The sequence below is a fragment of the Variovorax sp. GW821-FHT09D05 genome (assembly GCF_059416325.1).
In genome coordinates this window covers 117,282-140,671 of sequence record NZ_JBWKOZ010000007.1, presented here as the reverse complement: position 1 = coordinate 140,671, position 23,390 = coordinate 117,282, and the positions used below count along the sequence as shown (strand labels likewise).

Genomic DNA, 23,390 nt, shown 5'->3' with positions numbered 1-23,390 from the left:
CGGAGGCTTGGAGTAAGCTGGCAACACAAGAAAACCCACCCAGGAGACCACCCGCATGAGCACCGCCAGCAAGCCCTTCGACTTCAGCCAGTTCGTCCCCGGATTCGACTTCCTGAAGAACCTCGCCGGTGGCGCCGCAGCGGGCACCGGCGCCGGTTCGGTGCCAGGGATTCCGAGCCTTGCGAGCTGGGTGGCGCCCACGCTGAGCGTGGAAGAGGTCGACAAGCGCATCCAGGAGCTCAAGACGGTGCAGTACTGGCTCGAGCAGAACGGCCATGCCCTGAAGGCCACGATCCAGGCGCTCGAAGTGCAGAAGATGACGCTGTCGACGCTGCGCGGCATGAACGTGCGGATGGAAGACATCGCCAGCGCGTTCACCAAGCAGGCAGCCGCGATGGCGCCGGCGCCTGCCGCGGCAGCTCCGGAGCCCGAACCCGAAGAGGTCGAGGAAGAGGACGAGATGCCCGAAGAAGAGGCTCCAGCACCGACGAAGTCGCGCAGCAGGCCGGCTTCGGCCAAGGCGAAGGCCGCGGCAGCCGATGGCGCCGGCGTGGTCGATCCCATGCAGTGGTGGGGCTCGCTCACCGAACAGTTCCAGCAGATCGCCAGCTCGGCGCTGCAGGACGCGGCCCAGCTGAAGGTGCCGGCCATGGCCCAGCCGCTGGCCGATGCGGTCGGCAAGGTCATGGGCAAGCCGGCAACAACGGCCGCCCGCAAGCCTGCTGCGGCCAAGAAGGCTGCAGCGCCGGCTGCCAAAAAGAAGACGTCGACCGCCGCGCGCAAGCGAACCTCCGCCCGGCGCTGACGTCATACACATCCATTTGTTGAAGAGAACGGGTTGGCACGCATCATGAAGTTGTTTCCCTCCGGTCACGCCACCCATCCGCAATGGCGCATGGCGGCCGGCCTCGTGCTGGCCCAGTTGCGCGCACAGATGGCCCTGCCCGACTACGCCTCGTCGCCGACGCTGGGGCTGCTCTACATCACCGACCACTATGCGAGCGAGGCGCAGGACATCCTCGACCACCTGAGCGCCGAGCTGCCCGAAGTGACCGACTGGTCGGGCACCGTCGGCATCGGCGTGTCGGCCAACAACGCCGAGTACTTCGACGAACCCGGCATGAGCCTGATGCTTTGCGCCTTGCCGAGCGACCAGTACCGCGTGTTCTCGGGCGTGGCGCCGCTGGGCAATTCCGAAATGAGCGGCTTCGAGGCGCACACGGCACTGGTGCACGCCGACCCGGCAACGCCCGACCTGGCCGAGCTGATCGCCGAGATGGCGGGGCGCACCGACACGGGTTATCTGTTCGGCGGGCTGTCTTCGGGGCGCGGCAGCGCGCTGCAATTCGCAGTCGGCGGCAACGGCAACATCCGCGGGCACGGGGCGGCGGGTGGGGTGTTCTCGGGCGGCCTGTCGGGCGTGGTGTTCGGCGAAGGCGTACGGCTGGTGTCGCGCGTCACGCAGGGCTGCCAGCCGCTGCGCTCGGGGGCGGTGCGCGAGCGCGAGATCACCGAGGCGGACGGCAATCTGCTGCTGAAGCTCGACGGCGAGCCGGCGCTCGACGTGCTGCTGGCCGATCTGCAGGTGTCGCTCGAACGGCCGCAGGAGGCCATCGACGCCGTGCGCAACACGCTGGTCGGCCTGGCCGATGCCGGTAGCGACGGCATCCGCCGCACCGGCGACCTGGGCGCCGACGTGCTGGTGCGCCACATCATCGGGCTGGACCCGACGCGGCGCGGCATCGCCATTGCCGATGTGGCCGAGGCCGGCATGCGGCTGACCTTCTGCCGCCGCAACGCGCAGGCCGCGCGGGCCGACCTGATGCGCATCTGCGCGGAAATCCGCGAGGAGCTGGAGCCCGAGGAGCAGACGCTCGCCACCGCGCGCGCCGTGGCGGCGGGCGAGGCCGAGGCGGCGCCGCATCCGGCACGGCGCATCGCAGGGGCGGTGTACGTGAGCTGTTCGGGGCGCGGCGGGCCGCACTTCGGCGCGCCGGGCGCTGAGTTGCAGATCGTGCGGCACGCGCTGGGCGACGTGCCGCTGGTCGGGTTCTTCGCTGCGGGCGAGATTGCCCGGCATCACCTGTATGGCTATACCGGGGTGCTGACGGTGTTTACCGCCAACGACTGAACGCGATCAGGCCGGCTGCAGCGCGCGCTGCGCGGGCGCAGGCATGCCGGTGAACGCGAAATCTACCTCAGGCGCCAGCCCGCTCACGATCCGCGCGATCGACTTGCCCGAGCCGCAGGCATGCGTCCAGCCGAGCGTGCCGTGGCCCGTGTTGAGGAACAGGTTTGGCAGCCTGGTCTTGCCGATCAGCGGCACGTTGCTCGGCGTGGCGGGGCGCAGGCCGGTCCAGAACTGGGCCTGCGTGGTGTCGCCGGCGCCGGGGAACAGCTCTTCGACGCGGCGCACGATGGCCTCGCAGCGCACGCGGTTCAGGTCGCGGTCATAGCCGTTGAGCTCGGCCGTGCCGGCGATGCGCAGGCGGTCGCCCGACTCCGAGGTGTAGCGCGAGAACACGAGCTTGAATTCGTCATCCGTCAGCGAGACCTGGTGGGCCTTCGACGCGTCCTTGACGGGCAGCGTCACCGAATAGCCTTTGGCCGGGTAGATCGGCAGGCGAATGCCCAGCGGGGCGGCATACAGCGGGCTCAATGAACCCATTGCCAGCACGAAGGCGTCGCCGCGGATGCGCTGGAAGCGGCCTTCGCTATCGGTGGCTTCGACGTGATCGATGCTGCCGCCGGCTTCGCGTAGCGCGGTCACGGTGTGGCTCATCAGGAACTTCACGCCCGCCGCGGTGGCCAGGCCCACCAGTTCGCGCGCGAAGCGGTTGGCGTCGCCGGACTCGTCCTCGGCCGTGTAGGTGGCGCCGGCCAGCTTCGGGCGGATGTGGGCGAGGGCGGGCTCGATCTTCACGGCTTCGTCGGCCGAGATGACCTGGCGCTCGCAGCCCAGGGCGCGCATCTGCTCGGCGGGCGCGAGGGCGCCGTCGAACTCTTTTTGCGTCGTATAGAAGTGCAGGATGCCCTGCGTGCGCTGGTCGTAGTTCAGGCCGGTGTCGCGGCGCAACTGTTGCAACATCGAGCGGCTGTATGTTCCGAGACGCACGATCTGCTCGATGTTGTGGCGGGTGCGCGCCGGCGTGCATTCGCGCAGGAACTGGAGGCCCCAGAGCCACTGGCGCATGTCGGCGCGGATGCGGAAGAGCAGCGGGGCGTCTTCCTTGCCCAGCCACTGCAGCAACTTGAGCGGCGCGCTCGGGTTGGCCCAGGGTTCGGCATGGCTGACGGAAATCTGCCCGCCATTGGCGAAGCTGGTTTCAGCGGCCGGGGTGGCCTGCCGGTCGATCACGGTCACTTCGTGGCCGAGTTGCTGGAGGTAGTAAGCCGAGGTCACGCCGAGCAGGCCGGCGCCAAGAACGATCACGCGCATTTCAAGTACCTTTGAGGTTGCAGCGCTTGAACGACGGGCGTGGTGTGCTATTGAATGAATAGCAAAGCAACCGGACGACCGTAGTCCAAGTTGCCGCTCCCCCTGTCCTCGGTACCTGAGAGATTCACTTGTTGCGTCTTTGCAACAAATTTGCTCCTTCGGTGCATCGCAGCCACTTGGGGTGACGATGGCTCTCCAGACGGCGTTTGATGTGATGCAGTATTCACCCCTTGCCGAAATCTCCAAGACTTCGTCGGGCCGACCTGAGCGTTTATGGGAGTTTGCGCCTTCGGTAGGGCCACCCAGGTGTGTGTGGCCCGCTCTCCTGCAATAGTGCGATTGTAAACACGGTGCTAAGAGAACGGTAGCGCCTTGCGTTTCAGCCCACAGCCCCAATGGGATAATCGCGCGTTAACGTTCGTTCATTGCGACAGGGCGATGAACTCCAACATTCAGGGGATTCCATGATCTTGGTTACCGGCGGCGCTGGCTTCATTGGCGCCAATTTCGTACTCGACTGGATCGCCAACGGCGACGAGTCGGTCGTGAACCTCGACAAGCTGACCTACGCAGGCAACCTCGAGACCCTCGCGTCGCTCAAGGGCAACCCGAAACACATCTTCGTGCAGGGCGACATCGGCGACAGCGCTTTGGTCGACCGCCTGCTGGCCGAACACAAGCCGCGTGCAGTCGTGAACTTCGCCGCCGAATCGCATGTGGACCGCTCCATCCACGGCCCCGAAGACTTCGTGCAGACCAACGTGCTGGGCACCTTCCGCCTGCTCGAATCCGTGCGCGGGCACTGGAGCGCGCTGCCGGCTGAGCAGAAGACGGCCTTCCGCTTCCTGCACGTGTCCACCGACGAGGTCTACGGCTCGCTGTCGAAGACCGACCCCGCCTTCACCGAAGAGAACAAGTACGAGCCCAACAGCCCCTACTCGGCCAGCAAGGCCGCCAGCGACCACCTCGTGCGCGCCTGGCACCACACCTACGGCCTGCCGGTGCTGACCACCAACTGCTCGAACAACTACGGCCCCTTCCACTTTCCCGAGAAGCTCATCCCGCTGATGATCGTCAACGCGCTGGCCGGCAAGAACCTGCCCGTGTACGGCGACGGCATGCAGGTGCGCGACTGGCTCTACGTGAAGGACCACTGCAGCGCCATCCGCCGCGTGCTCGAAGTCGGCAAGCTTGGCGAGACCTACAACGTGGGCGGCTGGAACGAGAAGCCCAACATCGAGATCGTCAACACCGTGTGTGCGCTGCTCGACGAGCTGCGCCCCAGGGCCGACGGCAAGCCCTACAAGGAACAGATCACCTACGTCACCGACCGTCCCGGCCACGACCGCCGCTATGCCATCGATGCGCGCAAGCTCGAGGCCGAGCTCGGCTGGAAGCCCGCCGAGACCTTCGACACCGGCATCCGCAAGACCGTCGAGTGGTATCTGGCCAATGGCGAGTGGGTGCGCAACGTGCAAAGCGGCGCCTACCGCGAGTGGGTGGAGAAGCAATACGACGCAGCACCTGCGAAGGCCGCGGCATGAAGTTGCTGCTGCTGGGCAAGGGCGGACAGGTCGGCTGGGAGCTGCAGCGCAGCCTGGCGCCCCTGGGTGAACTGGTCGCGCTCGACTTCGACAGCACCGATTTCAACGCCGACTTCAGCCGGCCCGAGCAATTGGCCGAGACAGTATTGAAGGTTCGCCCCGATGTGATCGTCAATGCGGCGGCGCACACGGCCGTCGACAAGGCCGAGAGCGAACCGGACTTTGCGCGCAAGCTCAACGCCACCTCTCCGGGGATCGTGGCCGAGGCGGCGCAGCAGATCGGCGCGCTGATGGTGCATTACTCGACCGACTATGTCTTCGACGGCAGCGGCACCAGGCCCTGGAAGGAAGACGATGCGACGGGTCCGCTCAGCGTGTACGGGCGCACCAAGCTCGAAGGCGAGCAACTGGTGGCCCAGAACTGCGCGAAGCACCTGATCTTCCGCACCAGCTGGGTGTACGCGGCGCGCGGCGGCAACTTTGCCAAGACGATGCTGCGGCTGGCGAAGGAGCGCGACAAGCTGACCGTCATCGACGACCAATTCGGCGCGCCCACGGGTGCGGAGCTGCTGGCCGACGTGACGGCGCATGCCATCCGGGCGACGCTGCAGGACCCGGCCAAGGCCGGCCTCTATCACGCCATCGCTGGTGGCGAGACCAGCTGGTACGGCTATGCGCGCTTCGTGCTCGAAATGGCGCAGCAGGCCGGCGTCGAACTCAAGGCCGGGCCCGATGCCGTCGAGCCCGTGCCAACCAGCGCATTCCCGACGCCCGCGAAGCGCCCGCACAACTCGCGCCTCGATACCAACAAGCTGCAGACCACGTTTGGACTGCGCCTGCCGCCTTGGCAGGAAGGCGTCGCGCGCATGCTGCGCGAGATCCTTTGAAGAATCCCACGAGAAGAAAGAGCATGACCAAGACGACGCAACGCAAAGGCATCATCCTGGCCGGTGGTTCGGGCACGCGCCTGCATCCGGCCACGCTGGCGATGAGCAAGCAGCTCCTGCCCGTGTACGACAAGCCGATGATCTATTACCCGCTCAGCACGCTCATGCTGGGTGGCATGCGAGACATCCTGATCATCAGCACCCCGCAGGACACGCCGCGCTTCCAGCAGCTGCTAGGTGATGGCGGCCAGTGGGGCATCAACCTGCAGTACGCAGTGCAGCCCAGTCCGGACGGGCTGGCGCAGGCCTTCATCATCGGGGACAAATTCGTAGGAAATTCGTCGAGCGCGCTGGTTCTGGGCGACAACATCTTCTACGGGCATGACCTTGCCCACCTGCTGTCGGACGCCGATTCACAGCAGAACGGTGCGACCGTCTTTGCCTACCACGTGCATGACCCGGAGCGTTACGGCGTGGTCGCATTCGATGCGGCAGGCAAAGCCAGCAGCATCGAGGAAAAACCGGCGAAGCCCAAGAGCAGCTATGCGGTGACAGGCCTGTACTTCTACGACAACCAGGTCGTCGACATTGCGAAGTCGGTGAAACCGAGCGCGCGTGGCGAGTTGGAGATCACTGCGGTGAACCAAGCCTACCTCGACCTAGGCCAACTCAATGTGCAGATCATGCAGCGCGGCTATGCGTGGCTGGATACCGGGACGCATGAGAGCTTGCTCGAAGCCGGGCAGTTCATTGCAACCCTGGAACATCGCCAAGGCTTGAAGATTGCTTGCCCAGAAGAGATCGCGTGGCGCAACGGCTTCATCGATCGGGAGCAATTGGCAAAGCTGGCTGCGCCGTTGCAGAAGAACGGCTATGGCAAATACCTGAATCACCTGCTGGCTGAGGAGGTGCGCTCGTGAAAGTGACACCGACTGCGATTCCTGAGGTGCTGATCATCGAGCCGAAGGTCTTCGGCGACGCACGTGGCTTTTTCTACGAGAGCTTTAACGGCAAAGCCTTCGACGAGGCTGTCGGGCGGCATGTGGAGTTCGTTCAGGACAACCATTCTCGCTCGACCAGGGGCGTGCTGCGGGGATTGCACTACCAGATCCAGCAGCCGCAAGGCAAGCTGGTGCGCGTGGCACGGGGTGCGGTGTTCGACGTGGCTGTGGACATCCGTAAGTCGTCGCCGACCTTCGGGAAATGGGTGGGCGTGGAGCTTAGCGAGGATAACCATAGGCAATTGTGGGTGCCGCCTGGCTTTGCGCATGGCTTCGTGGTAACCAGCGAATCGGCAGACTTTCTTTATAAAACCACTGAGTTCTACGCGCCTGCTCACGAGCGCTGCATCGCTTGGAACGATCCGGCGCTGGGTATCGTCTGGCCAGACTTGGGTCTCGCGCCGCAGCTGTCCGCCAAGGACAGGGGCGGCGTCTGCCTCAGCGAGGCTGAGACTTTCTGATGGATCAATACAGCGTCTCCCTACCCCAAATGATCGTCGGCGGGTGGCGTAATCGGCCGCTGGTCGCGGCCTGGGTCCTGCGTGAGGTCATCATCGGTCGCTGGGTGGGTTACGCGCTCATCGCGGGTCTTGCCGGTCTTCCGATGCAGGTCATCGAGCGCAACAGCCTCTGATAACACCAGCGCGGGCGCGTGCCCGCGCGTCCCGAATAGATATTGCAATGCACAAGTCAGCGCTGAGTTATGGAAAGTTGTTCTTCGATGTATACGCCGCTGGTCGCGACCAAGGCCTAGTCGTTGATATTGGTGCCCAGGATGTCAACGGCAGCTTGAAGGACGTATGTCCATCACAGCTCGACTACTGCGGCGTGGATTTCGTCGCGGCCAAGGGGGTTGATATCGTCATCACCGACCCCTATCACCTGCCGTTCGAGGACGGCAGCGTCGACATAGTGATCTGCAGTTCCTGCTTCGAGCATTCTGAGATGTTCTGGCTGCTCTATCTTGAGATCCTGCGCATCCTCAAGCCCACCGGGTTGCTCTACCTTAACGTTCCGAGCAATGGTTACGTGCATCGGTACCCGGTAGACGCCTGGCGCTTCTACCCCGACTCTGGGCGCGCATTGGTCACCTGGGGCCAACGCAGCGGCTTCGATCCTATGCTCCTGGAGTCCTTCATCGGCGACATGGCCGGCACGACGGAAGAGGGCGAGGGCTGGAACGACTTCGTGGCCGTCTTCCTCAAGTCGGCCACCAATCAGCAGCTGTATCCCCGGCGCATGATGGAGCTGAGCAAGGCCTTCAGCAATGGATTGCGCGCCGGCTCGGAGGAGTTCATCAATCCTTTCGAACGCAGCCAAGACCAACGCATCATCACCGAGCTGCGTAGCGCGCTCGTCACGCGAATGGGCGAGCATGCCGCCGAGCAAGAGCGCGCCGCCCAGTCGAGGCAGCAGATCCAGGGCGAGCTTGACACTGCCCGGCGAGCCCACGCCGAGGCGCTTGACCAATCCAGCCGGCTGGCGGTCGAACTCCAGCAGGCGCGCGCGGACCTGCTTCAGCAGCAGCACGACCTGCGCCTGCAGCAGCACGAGCTGCAGCAAATCCGGTCGACCGTTAGCTGGAAGATCACCAGCCCTCTGCGCCGCATCCGTTCCCTGCTGAGATCGCGAGGAAAGATGTGAGCGGCTATCGCGTACTTCTGCTCGATACCAAGCGCAGCAATCCCAACCATTACATCTGCCTGGGCTTGGCCCAGGCGCTGCGCCAGTCACCGTCCGTGGAATCGGTCTTCAAGGCTGATCCGGGCGACGCCATCGCCTTGGCGCGTGAAAACCGTTGTAACTTGTTCTTTGCCTTTGACGGCGAGGAGCTTGATCCGCTGATCTGCGCCCGCCTCGCCGCCCAGTGTGGTAGCTCGGTGCTCTGGGTCACGGAAGATCCCTACGAGATCGTCGTCAACGTCGCCAACGCAGCGCTGTTCGACCTGGTCTTCACCAACGACTCCGGCAGCGTCGCCGCCTATGGCGCCAAAGGTCGGCATCTGCCCTTGGCCGCTTCCACCGAATTCCACTGGCGCGATGTGCTGCCGGCCGAGGCTGACATGCGCTACGACGTCTTCTTCGCCGGCACGGCTTGGCCCAATCGCGTGGAGCTAGTGCGCGACCTGCTGGCCAGTTGCGAGAACGCGCCGCTCCGAGCCAAGATCGCATTGCCTACTAATGCGCATCTGCCCAAATTCGAGTTGCCCATACCTCTGAGCCAGATGGATTGGCGCACCTCGCCTGTGGACTTTGCTCGCATGGCGAACATGAGCGTGGCCACTCTGGTGCTGCCGCGCGTCTTCTCATCTTCCGGCGAGAACGAGTTTGCGGAGACACCGCCGCCGCGCTTGTTCGAGGCCGCCTTGGCTGGGACCGTGCAGCTGGTGCACTCCAAGATCGCCGAAGCCGCCGAGTATTTCGCCTTGGGCGAGGACTTCCTCTACTTCGACGATGTCGTCCAGTTGCGTGAGCAGATCGACCGGCTCAAGGCCGAGCCAGACTATCGCCATTCCGTTGCTTCGAGTGCGCAGCAGCGCGCCGCGCGGCTTCACCGCTACGAGAACCGCGTCGCGACCGTCCTGAACGAGCTCGACACTTTGCGATGCGAGATGGCGCCTGCCACGCCCATCGAGGTGGCCGCAGCCATGGTGCCCGCGACACTGCCCCGGATGCTGCTGGTGGCTCACAACGTCACCTTGCGCGGCAACTTTGGCGGCGTCGAGGTCTACCTGCGCCAGCTCGCCCATGAACTCGATGACCGCTACGAAGCCCTCTTCTGGTTGCCCAGCGTGGAAGGCGAGCCGCCTGGCGCCGTCGTTACCGATGCTGCCGGCAACCTAATCGAGGATTACCGCTTCAGCCAGCCCATCACCGCTTGGATGCTGTCCTGCCCCGAACGCGAGTCCGCGTTCGCGCGGGCCTTGGTCAACTTGCGGATCGAGGTCGTGCATTTCCACCATCTGCTGGGCCATGTGCCCAGCATGATTGAGGTGGCTCGGGCCGTGGGCGTGTCCAGCGCACTGACGTTCCACGATTACTACACCGTTTGCCACAACTTCACCCTGGTGTCCTTTAAGGGCCGCTACTGCGCGCCCGACACTATCGCGCCCGAGCATTGCGACGTTTGCCTTTGGAACGGCCACCATGTGCTGCCCGGCAGCCAGTCGGTGCGGCGCGCCTTCTGGGACCGGATGCTCGGCCTGGTCGACATGCTGGTCTTCAATACTGCCGGTGCCCTGGCGCTGGCGGGCGACATTTTCCCGGCCGTCGCGCGGCACCGCTGCACGCACATCGTGCCGGTGCCGGTGGAAGATGAACCGGCGCCGCCGTCTGAGCGCTCCAGCGCGGTAGACACCACTTTCCGGGTTGCCGTTATCGGCAACTTCGCCGGCCACAAGGGCAGCGACGTCATCACCCGCGTGATACCTCTATTCGAGAACGTCGGCGTGGAGTTCCATGTGTTCGGCCGGGTCGAACCAAGGCACGGGTGGATGCTTGACCGTGAACGTTTTCCCTACGTGCATGTGCATGGCGGCTACCAACCGGGCGAACTGCCGGAAGCCGCGCGCGACTGCCACGTGTCTTTGCACTTGTCCATCTGGCCCGAGACCTACTGTCTCACGCTGTCTGAAGCCTGGGACCTGGGTCTAGTGCCCATCGTGTCGGACATCGGTGCGCTGGCCGAACGTGTCACCCATGACGTCAACGGCCTGAAGGTGCCGGTCGATTCGGAAGGCGACCTGGTGCAGGCCATCCGCCGACTGATGGAAACTCCTGGCTTGCTGCACCGGCTGCGCCAAGGCGCGGCCAACGCGCCCATCGCCCGAATGGCCACTCACGCGGAGCAACTCCACGCGCTCTATCAGGACATGCTGGCGATGGCACCGATGGCGCTGGATATGCCGGTTGCCCCGCTGGCCGACGGCTACCAACCGCCTGTGAAGCCGCTTCTGCGCCGTACTTGGGCGCTCGTCGAGGCACCCCCAGCGTCGGACCTACCATCGCCGCCACCCCCACCATCCTTCTATCGGCGCCTGCGCGGGCTAGGCCGCCGGACGGTCGAGCATTTCCGGCGCAAAGGCGCCGTCTCGGCCATTGGTGCCGCGGTTCGCTTGATCCGGAGGAAGCTATGAGCCATCCGCCCAAAGTCTTGGTCGCTAGCGCTTCGCCCGATCGGGTCAACCACAACGCTGTGCTCCGCCAGTACGTGGCGCGCGGCTTCATGGAGGTGCTCGGTCCGTCGCAGGTGATCGAGTCATCCTTCGATCGTTCGGAAGCCGCAGCACGCGAATTCTCGCCCGATGTTGTACTGGTCTTCGGTTCATGCATGCCCGGCGTCTGTGACTACACGCGCTTGCGCCGCTACTGTGATCGGCGCGGTGCGGCCCTTTTCTTCTGGCTGCATGACGACCCCTACGAGTTCGACTTCAACTACAAGATCTTGCCCTATGCCGACGCGGTCTTCTCCAATGACCGCTGGGCCGTGTCGCATATCGACCATCCTCATGTCCTGCACCTGCCGCTGGCGGCCGATCGTCTCGCACATTTCTGCCCCTTGGGCGCGCAGCGCGCGCGCGACCTGTTCTTCTGCGGCGCCGCTTTCCCCAACCGCGTGCAACTGCTGCGCGACCTGCAGACGCCCTTAGGCGGCATGCATGTGGAGGTGTTCGGCCCCGACTGGCCGGCCGATCTTTCCTTCGCTCAGGCTGGCCGGCTGGCCAATGAGGCCTTGCCCGCCTATTACGCAGCGTCGCTCGTCACCCTGAATGTTGGCCGGCGCTTCAACCTAGCCAACGCCAAGTACCAGCTCGACGCCAGCACGCCCGGCCCGCGAACCTTTGAAGCCGCCATGGCCGGCGCTGTCCAGTGCCTGTTCGTCGAGGGGGCGGAGATCGAAGACTACTTCGTGCCAGGCCAGGAAATCCTGCTGTTCGACACGCCGGATGAACTGCGCCTGCTGATCGAAGAGTTGCGCGATGTGCCGGCTCGCCGCGAAAGCATATCCGCTGCAGCGCAGGCCCGCGCCATGCGCGACCACACCTATGCCTCCCGGGCCCGCACGATCTGCGCCCTCTATACGGCATTGCTGGAACAGGCAGGTTGATGAATCTTTGGAATATGGCCTATGGCCTGATGGGCATGGGCCTGTTCACTGCGCTTATGTTGCTGGCGGCTATGCCGTTGCTGCGCGGCCAGTTGCTGCCGCGTTTGCGCACGGCCCCTGGCTTGATCGAGCTGCAGTGTTATGGGGCCGTGGTCACAGTCGTCTATCTCGGCTTGGCCGGCTTGGTGATCGCGCTGCTGCCGGTGCCGGCTAAGCGGACGGTGGCGTGGCTGGCCCTGATCTTGCCCTTCATCGCGGCATGGCGCGCTGGCCGGCGTCCGGCGAGCCACAGCGCCGCCGACGGGCAGGGCTTCTACTTGCGCGCGGTGCTGTTCTTCACCGTACTGCTATTGGGCATCGCCAGCTTCAACTGGCCCCTGCCCACCAAGTTGCCCGACGGCGCGTACGTGAACAAAGAAAACGTGAGTTCGGTGCGCATCCAGCGCTTTACTGGCAACCTGCCGGCTGACAACGTAGTGTCCTTTGTCGCCATGGAGTACATGGCGCGCAACATTTCCTTTGTCGGCAACGCGCCGATACTCCCCGGCCAGCAGGTGACCAACCGTCCGGTGCTGGCGGCCCTGGTCGCGCTTCCTATACGACTGGTTTTGCGGCCAACGCGCGCGCTGCCAGAACTGCCACGCTTCGACTATGTGGACGATCGGTGGCCGGATTTCCGCGTGTTGGTGCGCGATGAGCGCCTGTTCGCGGTCTACCTGGGTGTGCTAGTACTACTCAACGGACTGATGCTGCTGGGAGCTGGCGCTTTGGTCAGCCGCGCCTGCGGCGCCAGCACGCAGGCGCGCTGGCTGTGCGTGCTGCTCTACTGCAGCAGCCCATACTTCCTGATCCAGACGCTCTTCACCTGGCCCAAGGCCCTAGCGGGCTTTTTTGTCTTGCTGGCTGCCACCGCCTGGTGGTGGCACCGGCGGCCAGCTTTGGCCGGCGCCTTGGTCGGGCTGGCCTATTTGTCGCATCCCTATGCCATAGGCTACGCGGCGATCGGCGTGGCTGCTATGGCGTTGTGTGGCCCCGGCCGTTTCGCCCAGCGCTTCAAGGCTGCGGTTTTACTGGCCGCTGCTTTTGCCGCCGTGGTGTTGCCCTGGTGGGTGTGGACCTACGTCGTCATTGACCTGCCCTCGGATCTCGTGACGCAAAACATGCTGGTCGGTCAAACCGATCCCTTCGCCATCGCCTGGATGCGGGTGTCTAACATCGCCAATGCGCTGCTGCCTGTGCACCTGACGAATCCCCGCGCGCTCTTTATCGAGAGCTTCGTTCAAAGCGCCCGCAATGTCACCGGCGCGGTGGGTACGCTGGCCGTCGCCGCTTGGCTGATGGCCCGCGTGAGCCGTCCTGCAGGGCCGGCAGCCGGTAGCCCGCCGGCGCCGGTCTCCATGTTGGTGGTGTTCGCCATCGCCTCGGCCATGCTGGCCATGGTCTTCAGCATGCCGGCCGTGCCCGCCATCCATGGCGCGCAACCGCTGGCCGCGCTGATGCTGTGCGCCGCCGTGCATGCTGTATGCGGCACCGGCCTGCGCTGGGCGGTCTGGCTGCTGTGGGCCCAGATCTTGATCAATCTGCTGATGTGGGGCTGCTACTTCCAAAGCGTGCTCTCGCTGCCCGCGCTGTGAGCGGATATATGCCTTTGCTTCGCCATCAAATTTCAACACCATTGCCATGACTGAAAAAGTTTTCCCCAGGGTCATCGCCGTGGATTTGGACGGGACCTTAGTAAGGTCGGACATGTTGGTGGAGAGCGTGTTCCTGTTCCTGCGTACTCATCCGCTGCGTCTCTTCGAAATGCTGACTTGGCTGTTCGGCGGCAAGGCTGCATTCAAGCGACGCCTGGCTGACGCTGTACTGCCCGATGCCAGCAGCTTGCCCTACAACCAAGCCCTGGTGCACTGGCTCCGGCTACAACGCGAGGAGGGTTCCATGCTGGTGCTGGCCACCGCCTCCGACCACCGCATCGCCGACAAAATCGCTGCCCACTTGGGCATCTTCGAGGTAGTGATGGGCACAGACGGCCGCAACTTGGCTTCTGACCACAAGCGCGACGCCTTGGTCCAACGCTTCGGCGCGGGCAGTTTCGAGTATGTTGGCAACTCCAAGGCCGACATGGCGGTGTGGCGCCAGGCCCGGCTGGCACATGTGGCGGATCCCGAGATCGGCGTAATGCGGCGAGTGCAGGCCCTGCCTCATTTCGGCGAGATCTTTGATGACCGCAAGCCCTACGCGCGCAGCATGGCCAAGGCCATGCGACTGCACCAGTGGGCTAAAAATCTGCTGATCTTCGTGCCTTTGATTGCCGGTCACCACTTGTTTGACCTGCGCCTGTTGGGCCAGTGCGCCGTGGCTTTCCTGTGCTTTTGCGCATGCGCGTCCAGCGTTTATCTGCTGAACGACATGCTCGACCTGCAGGACGACCGGCAGCACCGAACCAAGCGCAACCGTCCGTTGGCGGCTGGGACATTCCCGATGTTCCATGCCATGCTCTGGATTCCCGCGCTGCTCTTCATTTCCTTTGGCGCCGCGCTTGTCTTGCTGCCAATCAAGTTTTCGCTGGTGCTGCTGGGCTACTACGTGTTGACTCTGGCCTACTCGTTGGTGCTGAAGCGGGCAGTGATGATCGACGTGGTCGTGCTGGCGATGCTCTACACGACGCGGGTGGTGGCGGGCACCTCAGCTATGTCGCTTAAGCCGACCTTCTGGATCCTGGCGTTCTGCATGTTTGTTTTTCTCAGCCTAGCCTTGGTCAAGCGCTATACCGAGCTGTACGAGGCTCGCGAAAAGGGCGTACAGCAAAAGGCTCCTGGCAGGGGCTACGTCGCATCGGACTTTGAATTGCTGGCGTCATTGGGTGGTTCGGCCGGGTACCTGTCGGTGCTGGTGCTGGCGCTCTATATCAACGATCCCCAGTCGCACATACTCTATCGACACCCGCACTGGCTTTGGGCCGCGTGTCCGCTGCTGCTGTTCTGGCTGAGCCGCGTCTGGATCATTGCCCATCGCGGCGAGATGCACGATGACCCCATCGTGTTTGCCTTGCGCGACCGCATGAGCCGATGGGTCTGTGTCTGCTTCATCGCGATTTTCGGAATCTCGGCGCTTTGATGCCGACGCTCGGCTCATGGGGGCGATATCCCCGCCACCCCCAGACCCCACATCCTGTCGCCTGGCCTTTCGAGATCGAAAGTGCCCTCTCGCATCTGCGAAGCCAAGGGGTCGAGTCGACCCTCGGCTATGGTTGCGGGCGCAGCTATGGAGACTCCTGCCTCGCCCAGTCCGATCATGTGATTGCATTGGCGGGAATGGACCGTCTGATCGCCGCCGACTGGCAGTCCGGCGTCGTGACGGCGCAAGCCGGGGTCACGCTGGACGGACTCATCCAGGTCGGCTTGCCGAATGGCTGGTTCTTGCCGGTCACGCCTGGGACCAAGTTCGTGACTTTGGGCGGCGCCGTGGCGAACGACGTACATGGCAAGAACCACCATGTGATGGGGACCTTCGGGCGGCATGTGCGCCGGATTGTTCTGTACCGGTCCAACACCGGTGTGTGCGAATGCTCTCCCACGGTCAATACAGAGCTGTTCAATGCGACCGTCGGTGGATTAGGCTTGACCGGCATCATCCTTGAGGTGGAGCTTCAACTGCGCGCTGTGCGCTCCAGCGACATCTCGCAGACATGCATCAAGTTCGGCAATCTCGACGAGTTTTTTGCGTTGTCTGCGCAGCACGATTCCAAGTACGAGTACACCGTGTCGTGGGTCGATTGCCTGGCCGGCGGCAAGAGTGCCGGCCGTGGTCACTACATCGGCGGAAATCATGCGACCGAAGGCGAGCTCGAAGTGGCGCGCCACAAGGCCAAGCGCATGCCCGTCGACCCTCCTTTCTCGCTGGTCAATACCTTGACCTTGAAGGCGTTCAACACCCTGTACTACCAGCGTCAAGTGCGCAAGGTCGTGGAAACACGGGTCGACTACGACCCTTTTTTCTATCCGTTGGACAAGCTGCTGCAGTGGAATCGGATGTACGGCAAGGCTGGCTTCCAGCAGTACCAGTGCGTGATTCCCCCCGAATCCGGACGCGATGCGGTCGCCGCCATTCTTCGGGAGACATCGCTCAATGGCGCGGGATCGTTTCTCGCGGTGCTCAAGCAGTGCGCAGACATTAGGTCTCCGGGCTTGCTGTCGTTTCCCAAGGCAGGCGTTTCGCTGGCGCTGGATTTCGCCCAGCATGACGCGCTCAACATCCGCCTGTTTGCTCGGCTCGATGCTCTCGTGCACGAGGCGAGGGGGCGGCTTTATCCGGCGAAGGATGCGCACATGAGTGCCCATCATTTTCAGCAGGCGTATCCCGCATGGACCCGGCTGGAATCGCTGCGCGACCCCATGCTCATGTCGCGTTTCTGGCGACGTGTGACTTCTTGAATGGCTTGATCATGAAGAAAAAAAACTTACTTATCATCGGCGCCAGCTCCGGCATTGCCGAAGCGGTGGCGCGGCGCTACGCGGGGCGGGGCAGCAACTTCGTGCTGGTTGCGCGCAATCAGGCAAAGCTGGATGTCATCGCCGCCGATCTGATCGCACGCGGCGCAACCGGAGTGCAGACGAGGGTTTGGCAAGGACACGACATCGCGTCGTTGCCCGAGATCGCAAGCTTTGCCTGGCGCACGCTGGGCACCGTCGACCTCGCGCTCGTTGCGCACGGCACCTTGCCGGATCAGGCCCGGGCTCAACGCGATCTGCCCTATGCGGTGGAGCAGTTCCGCACCAACGGCGAAAGTGCCGTGGCCTGTATGCTCGCCGTGGCAGGGCATCTCGAGGCGCAAGGCAATGGCGTGCTGGCCGTCATCGGCTCGGTCGCGGGCGATCGTGGCCGTCAAAGCAACTACGTCTATGGCGCCGCAAAGGCGGCAGTGGACGCTTTCGCTTCGGGTCTGCGCGCGCAACTCTTCAAGAAGGGCGTGCATGTGTTGACGATCAAGCCCGGTTTCGTTGCCACGCCTATGACAGCCGAACTCGACTTGCCGGCAGCACTCACTGCAACGCCCGATCGCGTGGCGGCCGACATCGAGAAGGCCGTCAACTCGCGTCGCAATGTTCTCTACACACCGTGGTTCTGGGCTTTGATCATGCTGATCATCCGGCTCGTGCCGACTGCGATATTCAAGCGCTTGAGCCTGTAGCCGTGGCGATGACGCATGACGATTTGCCCGTTAGAACTGGATGGCGCTTTCGTCGAGAGCTTGTGCGCACTCAGCCAGCCTTGAGTTCGCATGCCTTCGAGGTCTGCGCTGAACCGATTTTTCTTGCGTCCCCATAGAAATATTTCCATGAATAAGATTGTTTTACCTGGCGGCGCTGGCCTGGTCGGTCAAAATCTTGTCGCCCGTTTGCGCGCAAAGGGCTACTCGAACATCGTTGTAATAGACAAGCACAAAGAGAATCTGGCAACGCTCAAGAGCGTGCAGCCCGACGTTGTGGTCGAGTTTGCAGACCTGTCGAAACCCGGCGATTGGCAACGCCACTTCGAAGATGCCTCGGTGGTGGTGATGTTGCAGGCCCAGATCGGCGGCATCCACTACCAGGAATTCGTCGATAACAACGTGACTTCCACTCACCTCATTCTGGAGGAAGTCCGCAAGAACAAGGTCCCTCAACTGATCCATATCAGTTCCTCGGTCGTCGAGTCGGTGGCCGACGATTTCTACACGAGGTCGAAAAAAGAGCAGGAAGAAATGGTCCTCGCGAGCGGTATCGAATGCCCTGTCCTCCGGCCTACGCTGATGTTCGGCTGGTTCGACCGCAAGCATCTTGGCTGGCTGTCGCGCTTCATGGCCAAGCAACCGGTGTTTCCCGTGCCGGGCGATGGGCGTTTCATGCGGCAACCGCTTTACGTGGGTGACTTCTGCAACGTGATCATCAGTTGCATCGAGAACAACGTCCGGCAAGGCATCTTCAATATCTCGGGGCATGAAAAGGTCGATTACATCGACATCATTCGCGAGATAAAGCGAGCCACCAAGGCGAAGGCAAAGATCGTCACGATTCCCTACGGGCTGTTCTACAGCTTGCTGTGGATCTGGGCGCTGTTCGACAGGAATCCTCCGTTTACGACACAGCAGTTGCAGGCATTGGTCGCCAAAGATGAATTCGAGGTCATCGACTGGCCCGGAATGTTCGGTGTCCGAAGCACCCCCTTCGCCGAGGCGATCAATGAAACCTTCAACGATCCCGTCTACAGCAACATCGTTCTGGACTTCTAGGCCATGACGCAGTCAAAAGAATCGCAACGCATCGCCGTGTTGGGCGCCGGCCCCATGGGGCTGGCGGTGGCCTATCAGCTCGTGCTGGACGGTCACCGCCCCGTGATATTCGAAGCCGACGACCGCGTGGGTGGGATGACTGCAGCCTTCGATTTCAGCGGGTTGCAGATCGAGCGCTACTACCATTTCCATTGCATTTCAGACACTGCGTTCCTGGAGGTTCTCGACGAACTGGGGCTGTCCGAAAAAATGAACTGGATCGCGACGAAGATGGGCTACTGGTATCAGAACCGGTTGCAGCCTTGGGGCAATCCGATGGCCTTGCTGACATTCAAGGGGCTCGGTTGGATTGCGAAGTTTCGCTACGGATTGCATGCGTTCCTCTCGACAAAGCGGAATGACTGGAAGCCGTTGGATCATGTGGAGGCAACGGGCTGGATCAAGCGCTGGGTCGGCAAGGAAGCGTACGAAGTGCTTTGGCGGCGGTTGTTCGACTACAAGTTCTATGACTACACCTCCAACCTGTCGGCGGCGTGGATCTGGAGCCGCATCCGTCGCATCGGACGTTCGCGCTACAACTTGTTCAAGGAGAAGCTGGGCTATCTGGAGGGGGGGTCGCAAACCTTGCTCGACGCACTGAAGTCGGCGATCGTGACCCGTGGCGGGGAGCTTCGGCTGTCGACCCCGGCGTCCGAGGTGGTCGTCGAGCAGGGCGAGGTCAAAGGCGTCAGAACCGCGGCGGGCTTCGAAGCCTTCGACAAGGTCGTAAGCACGGTTCCCCTGCCTTATGTGCCACGGTTGATCCCCGGCCTGCCGGCATCGACCGCCGAGGCATTTGCCGCGCTCAAGAACATTGCGGTGGTTTGTGTGATCGCAAAGCTGAAAAAGCCGCTCACCGAAAACTTCTGGCTCAACATCAACGACCCGGATATGGACATCCCGGGCCTGGTGGAGTACAGCAACCTTCGGCCGCTCGATCCCCATGTGCTGTATGTGCCGTTCTATATGCCTGGAGAGCATCCGAAGTTCAAGGACGCCGATGAAGTCTTCCTCGACAAGGTCAGGAAGTACTGCATGAAGATCAATCCGGACCTTGCGCCGGAAGATTTCATCGACATGCGGGCCAGTCGCTATCGCTACGCGCAGCCGATTTGCGATCCTGGCTATCTTGATCGCCTGCCCCCTGCGAAGCTGCCGGTCAAGGGCCTGTGGGTCGCGGATACGTCCTACTATTACCCCGAAGACCGCGGCATTTCGGAGAGCATTGGCTTCGGGCGGAAGCTTGCCAAGGCTGCCGTCGCCGGGGCCGACATGCCGGCATGCTGAATAGACAGTTCATCCGATTCCTGGTCGCGGGCGGGATTGCCGCCGCTGCGAACTATGGATCGCGCTTCCTGTTCAGCACCTGGCTGAGCTATGGCCCGGCGATCGTGCTGGCGTACCTGGTTGGAATGGGGGTGGCGTTCGTCCTCATGCGCCAGCATGTGTTCTCCGCCACGGGCACCGCATTGGGGCCGCAGGTCGTCAAGTTTGTCGCAGTCAACCTTTTGGCGGTTGTGCAGACACTGGTCATCAGCCTGGTCCTTGCGCGCTGGGTGCTGCCGAGCCTCGGCATCGTGACCCATGCCGAGGCCATCGCTCATCTGGCGGGAGTCCTCGTTCCTGTGGTGACCAGCTATTTCGGCCATCGGATGCTGACGTTCAGGAAAGCGTGAGCACACCGGACGTCGAGTCGAAGGCGTTGCCGGGCAAGACGATGTCCCGGCTGCTGCGTTGGATGATCCTGTTTGTGCTCCTGGGCGCCACCTTGAGCCTGGGCGGCATGATCTGGAGCGGCTGGAATGAGGTTACGCACGCGCTTGCGCGGCTGGGCATTCTCTTGCTGGTTGGCACGGCGGTCATTGCCAGCCTTGCATATGTGATTCGATTCTTGCGATGGCACCTGGCCCTTCGGTGCTTGGGGCATCGTGTTCCGCGACGAATCAATTTTGCAATCTACCTCTCGGGTTTGGCTCTCACCACGTCCCCGGGCAAGCTGGGGGAGACCATTCGGTCCTTGTTTCTGCGGCCGTTGGGTGTGCCGATGACCAAGAGCCTAGGGGCTTTCCTTGCAGATCGCTTGTCCGACGTTGTTGGTGTGTGCCTGCTTGGGGCCGTTGCGGGCTTACTTGCACGAGGCACGCTGAATGTTGCTGGCTTCGTCTTGGGAGGCGTCCTTGCGGGGAGCTTTGCATTTCGTTGCCTCGTTCGAACGCCGCCGCTGTTCGATCGCGCAATGGCGATTGCCGGCAGATGGGGGCTTGCGCCTGGTCGTGCTGCTGTAGAGGCGCTTGCATGCTGGGCACAGATCTGGACATTCCGCAACGCAACATTGTTTGCAGTTATGGCGTCGTTGGCCTATGGGATCCAAGCGGCAGTGTTCTTTGCCCTCAGCAACTCATTGCGGTTGCCGTTGCAGCCGTCGGTCGCCTTGGAGATCTTTGTTAATGCTACGCTCTTCGGTGCTGCGACCATGGTGCCGGGAGGGCTTGGCACCATGGAGGCATCACTTGTTTTGCAATTGATGGGTCATGGCATACAAAAAGCCGATGCGGTCGCCATAGCGATAGCAACCCGATGCGTCACGCTTTGGTGCGGCGTTTTCATCGGCCTGATCGCCTTCGCGGGTGTTTGCCTGCGCGCGGGGCCGAAGGTGCCTTCTTTGACCTGAGAACTGGCGATGGACCGGTAGCGCCAGACCAAAGCCATATGCCTTGAGCGAAGTCTAGTGATTCGCCGGAGCAGGGGCCGGGCGCTCAGCGCTCGACGATCCTTCCATGCTCGAGATGGATCACCCGGTTGCATTCCTTGGCAATCAGTTCAGGCGAATGAGATGCCAGCACCAGAATGCCAGATTTCGACACCACGTCCCGCATGCGTTGCTCGGCCTTTTCGGTGAAGGCCGCGTCGCCCACGGAGAGCCATTCGTCCATCAGCAGGATGTCGGCTTCGACGCTGGTCGAGATCGAGAACGCGAGGCGCATCATCATGCCGGTCGAGTAGGTGCGAACGGGCATGTTGACGTACTCGCCCAGGCCGCTGAACTCGCAGATCTCGGGTGTAAGCCGATCGATCTCTTTCTTGCTCATGCCCATCACGAGACCGCGAAGCATGATGTTCTCGACGCCGGTCGCGTCCATTTCGATGCCGAGGGCGGGGTCGATCAGGCTGGCCACCGTGCCCTGGCGGGTCAGCTCGCCCGAAGACGGTTCATAGACGCCCGCCAGCGTACGCAGCAGCGTGGACTTGCCGGCACCGTTGTGGCCGATCAGGCCGAGCCGGTCGCCGCTTTTCAATTCGATGTTCAGGCCGCTGAGCGCCTGCACCACAGTGACCCCGGTTTCCTTGCCGAAGCGTCCGCCGGTGACAGAAGCCGCGATCGTCTTCTTGAGCGACGCCGAGCCTGCGCCATAGATCGGAAAGCTGACCGAAACGTTCTTGAGTGAAATGAATGCCATGAATCAGAGCCAGTAGACGACGCGGCGGCGGTATTTGACGAACAGCATGCTCGCCACGGAGAGGCACAGCACGGTCCAGAAGCCGATGCCGATCCAGCTGTGGAGATGGGCTTCGCCACCCATGAGTGGAGTGCGCAGAAGGTCGAGCATCTGTGCGAAAGGATTCCACAGGACGTATTTGGCGCGACCAGGAAGGTTCTCGGGCAGCCAGAACACGGGGGTCAGGAACATCAGCATCTGCATGACGCTGGTGACGATCTGGGTCACGTCGCGGTAGCGGGTGCAGATGAGTCCCAGCAACAGCCCGAGTGCGTGCGCGTTGACCACCAGGATGAGGAAAGCGGGAATGACCAGAAGGACCGACCAAGAAAGCGAGATGCCGGCCCAGAGTGCCACGGGAATGTAAAGAACGATCTGGTGGGCGAACTGGATCAGGTTGCGGGCAAGAGCCCGCCACACGAAGAGGCTGATCGGAAAGTAGCCCTGCTTCAGGTAGTTGGACGACCCTACGAAGGCATTGCAGGCGTCAGTGACTATGGTGGAGAACAGGCCCCAGAAGATCACGCCGAGTGCCAGATGGGGGAAGAACTTGTCGAGATGCGTGCCGAAGAGCGAGGCATACAGCGGCCCCATACCGCCAATCATGACGCCCATACTCAGCGTAAGCCACAGCGGCCCCAGCATCGAGCGTCGATAACGCAGGACGATGTCGAACCATGCGAGGGTCCACCAGATGTCCGTGCGGCGTGTGCCTTCCCACCAGTCGGCCAGCGCGCTGCGGTGAAGGTTGGAATGTACTTGGCTCATGTGCGTCGATACGAGACCTTGGGGGCGGACAGCGGCGTCTTCGCCCGGACAACTCCAAGCTGCCACTGGACAAGCACGAGCGTCTTGCCGGGGGCGCCGGAGGCGCGGCCTCATTTTCTATCCTTTGTGTGAACCGTGCGATTTTACCGGGGGAGGTGAACAGGGTGTGTCGATGACCTGCGGGAGGCGCCGCACCAGGTTGAAAGGGGGAGCGAAGATGATCGCCCGCTGGACGGCACCGAGCCCTCGCTCCTCCTTCGAGCCGCATGTGCAGCGCATATATCGGCGGCCTGCCGCATGCCTTCAACATCATCGACGGCTGCAACGGGTTCGCGGGCACGGTAGCTGTGCTGGTGTGCCTGATCGGCGCCACCTTCGGCTTCCTGGTGTGGAACTATCCGCACGGCAACACCTTTGCCGGCGACGGCGGGGCCTATGGTCATCGCGGTGGCGGTGGTCAAGCTGGTGCAGCGCCATCGTGTGGTGTCGCCGCGGTTCCCGATACTGCTGATCTATTGCGTCCTTTGGGCTCAAGCTGAAAGCTTGTTCCTGGCGGGTCAACCATCTGTTGGAGCACATCCTGGGTCAGGAACAAGTGGTCCTTGTTGGTCACGACTATCAGGTCGCCGGTTCCGCATGCCTGACCGCGTTCGACGGCCCGTTGCAGCAACGGGGAGCCACCAATTTTCATGAATGGCTTAGAAAGGCTAATTGCTCAATTTGCGGGCAGCCCTCGGGTCACCCCCGACGCCTGGTGAAACAACCGCCGTCGATCTTCGTGGGGGGTGCGAAGATAATCTCCTCCCACGCGACTGCCGGCGCATTGCTTCGGTGCCG

General features: G+C 62.7%; 22 protein-coding genes and 2 riboswitches. Of the genes, 19 read left to right on the top strand and 3 right to left on the bottom strand.

The genetic code is table 11. From position 1 onward, the window contains the following. The first annotated feature begins 55 nt into the window (after positions 1-55). Together AC07O3_RS20065 and AC07O3_RS20060 are read left to right on the top strand one after the other, a co-directional pair. Positions 56-805, top strand: coding sequence for a PhaM family polyhydroxyalkanoate granule multifunctional regulatory protein (locus AC07O3_RS20065; protein ID WP_495340156.1), 750 nt, complete (start codon positions 56-58; stop codon positions 803-805). 45 nt (positions 806-850) lie between these two features. After that, positions 851-2,131, top strand: a complete 1,281-nt coding sequence (locus tag AC07O3_RS20060; RefSeq protein WP_093079433.1) for an FIST signal transduction protein — start codon at positions 851-853, stop codon at positions 2,129-2,131. A gap of 6 nt (positions 2,132-2,137) precedes the next feature. On the opposite strand, the gene AC07O3_RS20055 is transcribed toward AC07O3_RS20060, so the two are convergent. Then, positions 2,138-3,439: a D-amino acid dehydrogenase gene (locus AC07O3_RS20055; protein WP_495340155.1), complete on the bottom strand. Its 1,302-nt coding sequence runs from the start codon at positions 3,437-3,439 to the stop codon at positions 2,138-2,140. A 92-nt stretch (positions 3,440-3,531) separates the two neighbouring features. After that, a riboswitch (glycine riboswitch) is annotated at positions 3,532-3,648 on the bottom strand. Between the two features lie 32 nt (positions 3,649-3,680). Then, positions 3,681-3,777, bottom strand: a riboswitch (glycine riboswitch). 126 nt (positions 3,778-3,903) lie between these two features. Between AC07O3_RS20055 and rfbB the strand changes: the two genes are divergently transcribed. From rfbB to AC07O3_RS19975, 16 genes are all read left to right on the top strand, one after another. After that, positions 3,904-4,983 carry a dTDP-glucose 4,6-dehydratase gene (rfbB, locus tag AC07O3_RS20050; protein WP_495340154.1) on the top strand — a complete coding sequence of 360 codons (1,080 nt, stop codon included), beginning with the start codon at positions 3,904-3,906 and terminating at the stop codon, positions 4,981-4,983. Further along, positions 4,980-5,870, top strand: coding sequence for a dTDP-4-dehydrorhamnose reductase (gene rfbD, locus AC07O3_RS20045; RefSeq protein ID WP_495340153.1), 891 nt, complete (start codon positions 4,980-4,982; stop codon positions 5,868-5,870). Before rfbB ends, rfbD begins: the two co-directional genes overlap by 4 nt. Before the next feature lie 23 nt (positions 5,871-5,893). Next, on the top strand, positions 5,894-6,790 hold the full coding sequence (gene rfbA / locus AC07O3_RS20040) for a glucose-1-phosphate thymidylyltransferase RfbA (protein WP_495340152.1): 897 nt from the start codon (positions 5,894-5,896) through the stop codon (positions 6,788-6,790). After that, positions 6,787-7,332, top strand: coding sequence for a dTDP-4-dehydrorhamnose 3,5-epimerase (gene rfbC, locus AC07O3_RS20035; protein ID WP_495340151.1), 546 nt, complete (start codon positions 6,787-6,789; stop codon positions 7,330-7,332). The genes rfbA and rfbC overlap by 4 nt, the downstream gene beginning before the upstream one ends. Further along, on the top strand, positions 7,332-7,505 hold the full coding sequence (locus AC07O3_RS20030) for a hypothetical protein (protein ID WP_495340150.1): 174 nt from the start codon (positions 7,332-7,334) through the stop codon (positions 7,503-7,505). Before rfbC ends, AC07O3_RS20030 begins: the two co-directional genes overlap by 1 nt. Before the next feature lie 47 nt (positions 7,506-7,552). Beyond that, entirely contained in the window at positions 7,553-8,515 is a 963-nt protein-coding gene (locus AC07O3_RS20025; RefSeq protein ID WP_495340149.1) for a class I SAM-dependent methyltransferase, read from the top strand. Beyond that, positions 8,512-11,007, top strand: a complete 2,496-nt coding sequence (locus tag AC07O3_RS20020; RefSeq protein WP_495340148.1) for a glycosyltransferase family protein — start codon at positions 8,512-8,514, stop codon at positions 11,005-11,007. Before AC07O3_RS20025 ends, AC07O3_RS20020 begins: the two co-directional genes overlap by 4 nt. After that, a complete protein-coding gene (locus tag AC07O3_RS20015) occupies positions 11,004-11,978 on the top strand; it encodes a CgeB family protein (RefSeq protein WP_495340147.1) in 975 nt (324 codons plus the stop codon). Before AC07O3_RS20020 ends, AC07O3_RS20015 begins: the two co-directional genes overlap by 4 nt. Continuing rightward, on the top strand, positions 11,978-13,612 hold the full coding sequence (locus AC07O3_RS20010) for a hypothetical protein (protein WP_495340146.1): 1,635 nt from the start codon (positions 11,978-11,980) through the stop codon (positions 13,610-13,612). The genes AC07O3_RS20015 and AC07O3_RS20010 overlap by 1 nt, the downstream gene beginning before the upstream one ends. Positions 13,613-13,658: 46 nt before the next feature. Beyond that, positions 13,659-15,095 (top strand): UbiA family prenyltransferase, encoded by a 1,437-nt coding sequence (locus tag AC07O3_RS20005; protein ID WP_495340145.1) that lies wholly within the window; start codon positions 13,659-13,661, stop codon positions 15,093-15,095. Continuing rightward, entirely contained in the window at positions 15,095-16,411 is a 1,317-nt protein-coding gene (locus tag AC07O3_RS20000; protein WP_495340144.1) for an FAD-binding protein, read from the top strand. Before AC07O3_RS20005 ends, AC07O3_RS20000 begins: the two co-directional genes overlap by 1 nt. Before the next feature lie 11 nt (positions 16,412-16,422). After that, positions 16,423-17,169: an SDR family oxidoreductase gene (locus tag AC07O3_RS19995; RefSeq protein WP_495340143.1), complete on the top strand. Its 747-nt coding sequence runs from the start codon at positions 16,423-16,425 to the stop codon at positions 17,167-17,169. Positions 17,170-17,310: 141 nt separating this feature from the next. After that, on the top strand, positions 17,311-18,249 hold the full coding sequence (locus AC07O3_RS19990) for an NAD-dependent epimerase/dehydratase family protein (protein WP_495340296.1): 939 nt from the start codon (positions 17,311-17,313) through the stop codon (positions 18,247-18,249). A gap of 3 nt (positions 18,250-18,252) precedes the next feature. Further along, positions 18,253-19,575, top strand: coding sequence for an NAD(P)/FAD-dependent oxidoreductase (locus AC07O3_RS19985; protein WP_495340142.1), 1,323 nt, complete (start codon positions 18,253-18,255; stop codon positions 19,573-19,575). Then, positions 19,569-19,964, top strand: a complete 396-nt coding sequence (locus AC07O3_RS19980; protein WP_495340141.1) for a GtrA family protein — start codon at positions 19,569-19,571, stop codon at positions 19,962-19,964. The genes AC07O3_RS19985 and AC07O3_RS19980 overlap by 7 nt, the downstream gene beginning before the upstream one ends. Continuing rightward, positions 19,961-20,959: a lysylphosphatidylglycerol synthase transmembrane domain-containing protein gene (locus AC07O3_RS19975; RefSeq protein WP_495340140.1), complete on the top strand. Its 999-nt coding sequence runs from the start codon at positions 19,961-19,963 to the stop codon at positions 20,957-20,959. Before AC07O3_RS19980 ends, AC07O3_RS19975 begins: the two co-directional genes overlap by 4 nt. A gap of 85 nt (positions 20,960-21,044) precedes the next feature. Here AC07O3_RS19975 and AC07O3_RS19970 read toward each other — a convergent pair whose 3' ends face one another. Both AC07O3_RS19970 and AC07O3_RS19965 read right to left on the bottom strand, forming a co-directional pair. Continuing rightward, a complete protein-coding gene (locus AC07O3_RS19970; RefSeq protein ID WP_495340139.1) occupies positions 21,045-21,746 on the bottom strand; it encodes an ABC transporter ATP-binding protein in 702 nt (233 codons plus the stop codon). Positions 21,747-21,749: 3 nt separating this feature from the next. Beyond that, a complete protein-coding gene (locus tag AC07O3_RS19965; RefSeq protein WP_495340138.1) occupies positions 21,750-22,553 on the bottom strand; it encodes an ABC transporter permease in 804 nt (267 codons plus the stop codon). Positions 22,554-22,819: 266 nt separating this feature from the next. Between AC07O3_RS19965 and AC07O3_RS19960 the strand changes: the two genes are divergently transcribed. Beyond that, positions 22,820-23,092 (top strand): hypothetical protein, encoded by a 273-nt coding sequence (locus AC07O3_RS19960; protein WP_495340137.1) that lies wholly within the window; start codon positions 22,820-22,822, stop codon positions 23,090-23,092. Positions 23,093-23,390: the final 298 nt, after the last annotated feature.

What these genes read in the sequence shown, in the direction of transcription:
- AC07O3_RS20025 (WP_495340149.1), top strand. Translation starts at nt 7,553, where the DNA reads ATGCACAAGTCAGCGCTGAGTTATGGAAAGTTGTTCTTCGATGTATAC.
- AC07O3_RS19980 (WP_495340141.1), top strand. Translation starts at nt 19,569, where the DNA reads ATGCTGAATAGACAGTTCATCCGATTCCTGGTCGCGGGCGGGATTGCC.
- AC07O3_RS20000 (WP_495340144.1), top strand. Translation starts at nt 15,095, where the DNA reads ATGCCGACGCTCGGCTCATGGGGGCGATATCCCCGCCACCCCCAGACC.
- AC07O3_RS19960 (WP_495340137.1), top strand. Translation starts at nt 22,820, where the DNA reads ATGTGCAGCGCATATATCGGCGGCCTGCCGCATGCCTTCAACATCATC.
- rfbB (WP_495340154.1), top strand. Translation starts at nt 3,904, where the DNA reads ATGATCTTGGTTACCGGCGGCGCTGGCTTCATTGGCGCCAATTTCGTA.
- AC07O3_RS20005 (WP_495340145.1), top strand. Translation starts at nt 13,659, where the DNA reads ATGACTGAAAAAGTTTTCCCCAGGGTCATCGCCGTGGATTTGGACGGG.
- AC07O3_RS19995 (WP_495340143.1), top strand. Translation starts at nt 16,423, where the DNA reads ATGAAGAAAAAAAACTTACTTATCATCGGCGCCAGCTCCGGCATTGCC.
- AC07O3_RS19965 (WP_495340138.1), bottom strand. Translation starts at nt 22,553, where the DNA reads ATGAGCCAAGTACATTCCAACCTTCACCGCAGCGCGCTGGCCGACTGG.
- AC07O3_RS20055 (WP_495340155.1), bottom strand. Translation starts at nt 3,439, where the DNA reads ATGCGCGTGATCGTTCTTGGCGCCGGCCTGCTCGGCGTGACCTCGGCT.
- rfbA (WP_495340152.1), top strand. Translation starts at nt 5,894, where the DNA reads ATGACCAAGACGACGCAACGCAAAGGCATCATCCTGGCCGGTGGTTCG.
- AC07O3_RS20060 (WP_093079433.1), top strand. Translation starts at nt 851, where the DNA reads ATGAAGTTGTTTCCCTCCGGTCACGCCACCCATCCGCAATGGCGCATG.
- AC07O3_RS20065 (WP_495340156.1), top strand. Translation starts at nt 56, where the DNA reads ATGAGCACCGCCAGCAAGCCCTTCGACTTCAGCCAGTTCGTCCCCGGA.
- AC07O3_RS20030 (WP_495340150.1), top strand. Translation starts at nt 7,332, where the DNA reads ATGGATCAATACAGCGTCTCCCTACCCCAAATGATCGTCGGCGGGTGG.
- AC07O3_RS20015 (WP_495340147.1), top strand. Translation starts at nt 11,004, where the DNA reads ATGAGCCATCCGCCCAAAGTCTTGGTCGCTAGCGCTTCGCCCGATCGG.
- AC07O3_RS19970 (WP_495340139.1), bottom strand. Translation starts at nt 21,746, where the DNA reads ATGGCATTCATTTCACTCAAGAACGTTTCGGTCAGCTTTCCGATCTAT.
- AC07O3_RS20010 (WP_495340146.1), top strand. Translation starts at nt 11,978, where the DNA reads ATGAATCTTTGGAATATGGCCTATGGCCTGATGGGCATGGGCCTGTTC.
- AC07O3_RS19985 (WP_495340142.1), top strand. Translation starts at nt 18,253, where the DNA reads ATGACGCAGTCAAAAGAATCGCAACGCATCGCCGTGTTGGGCGCCGGC.
- rfbD (WP_495340153.1), top strand. Translation starts at nt 4,980, where the DNA reads ATGAAGTTGCTGCTGCTGGGCAAGGGCGGACAGGTCGGCTGGGAGCTG.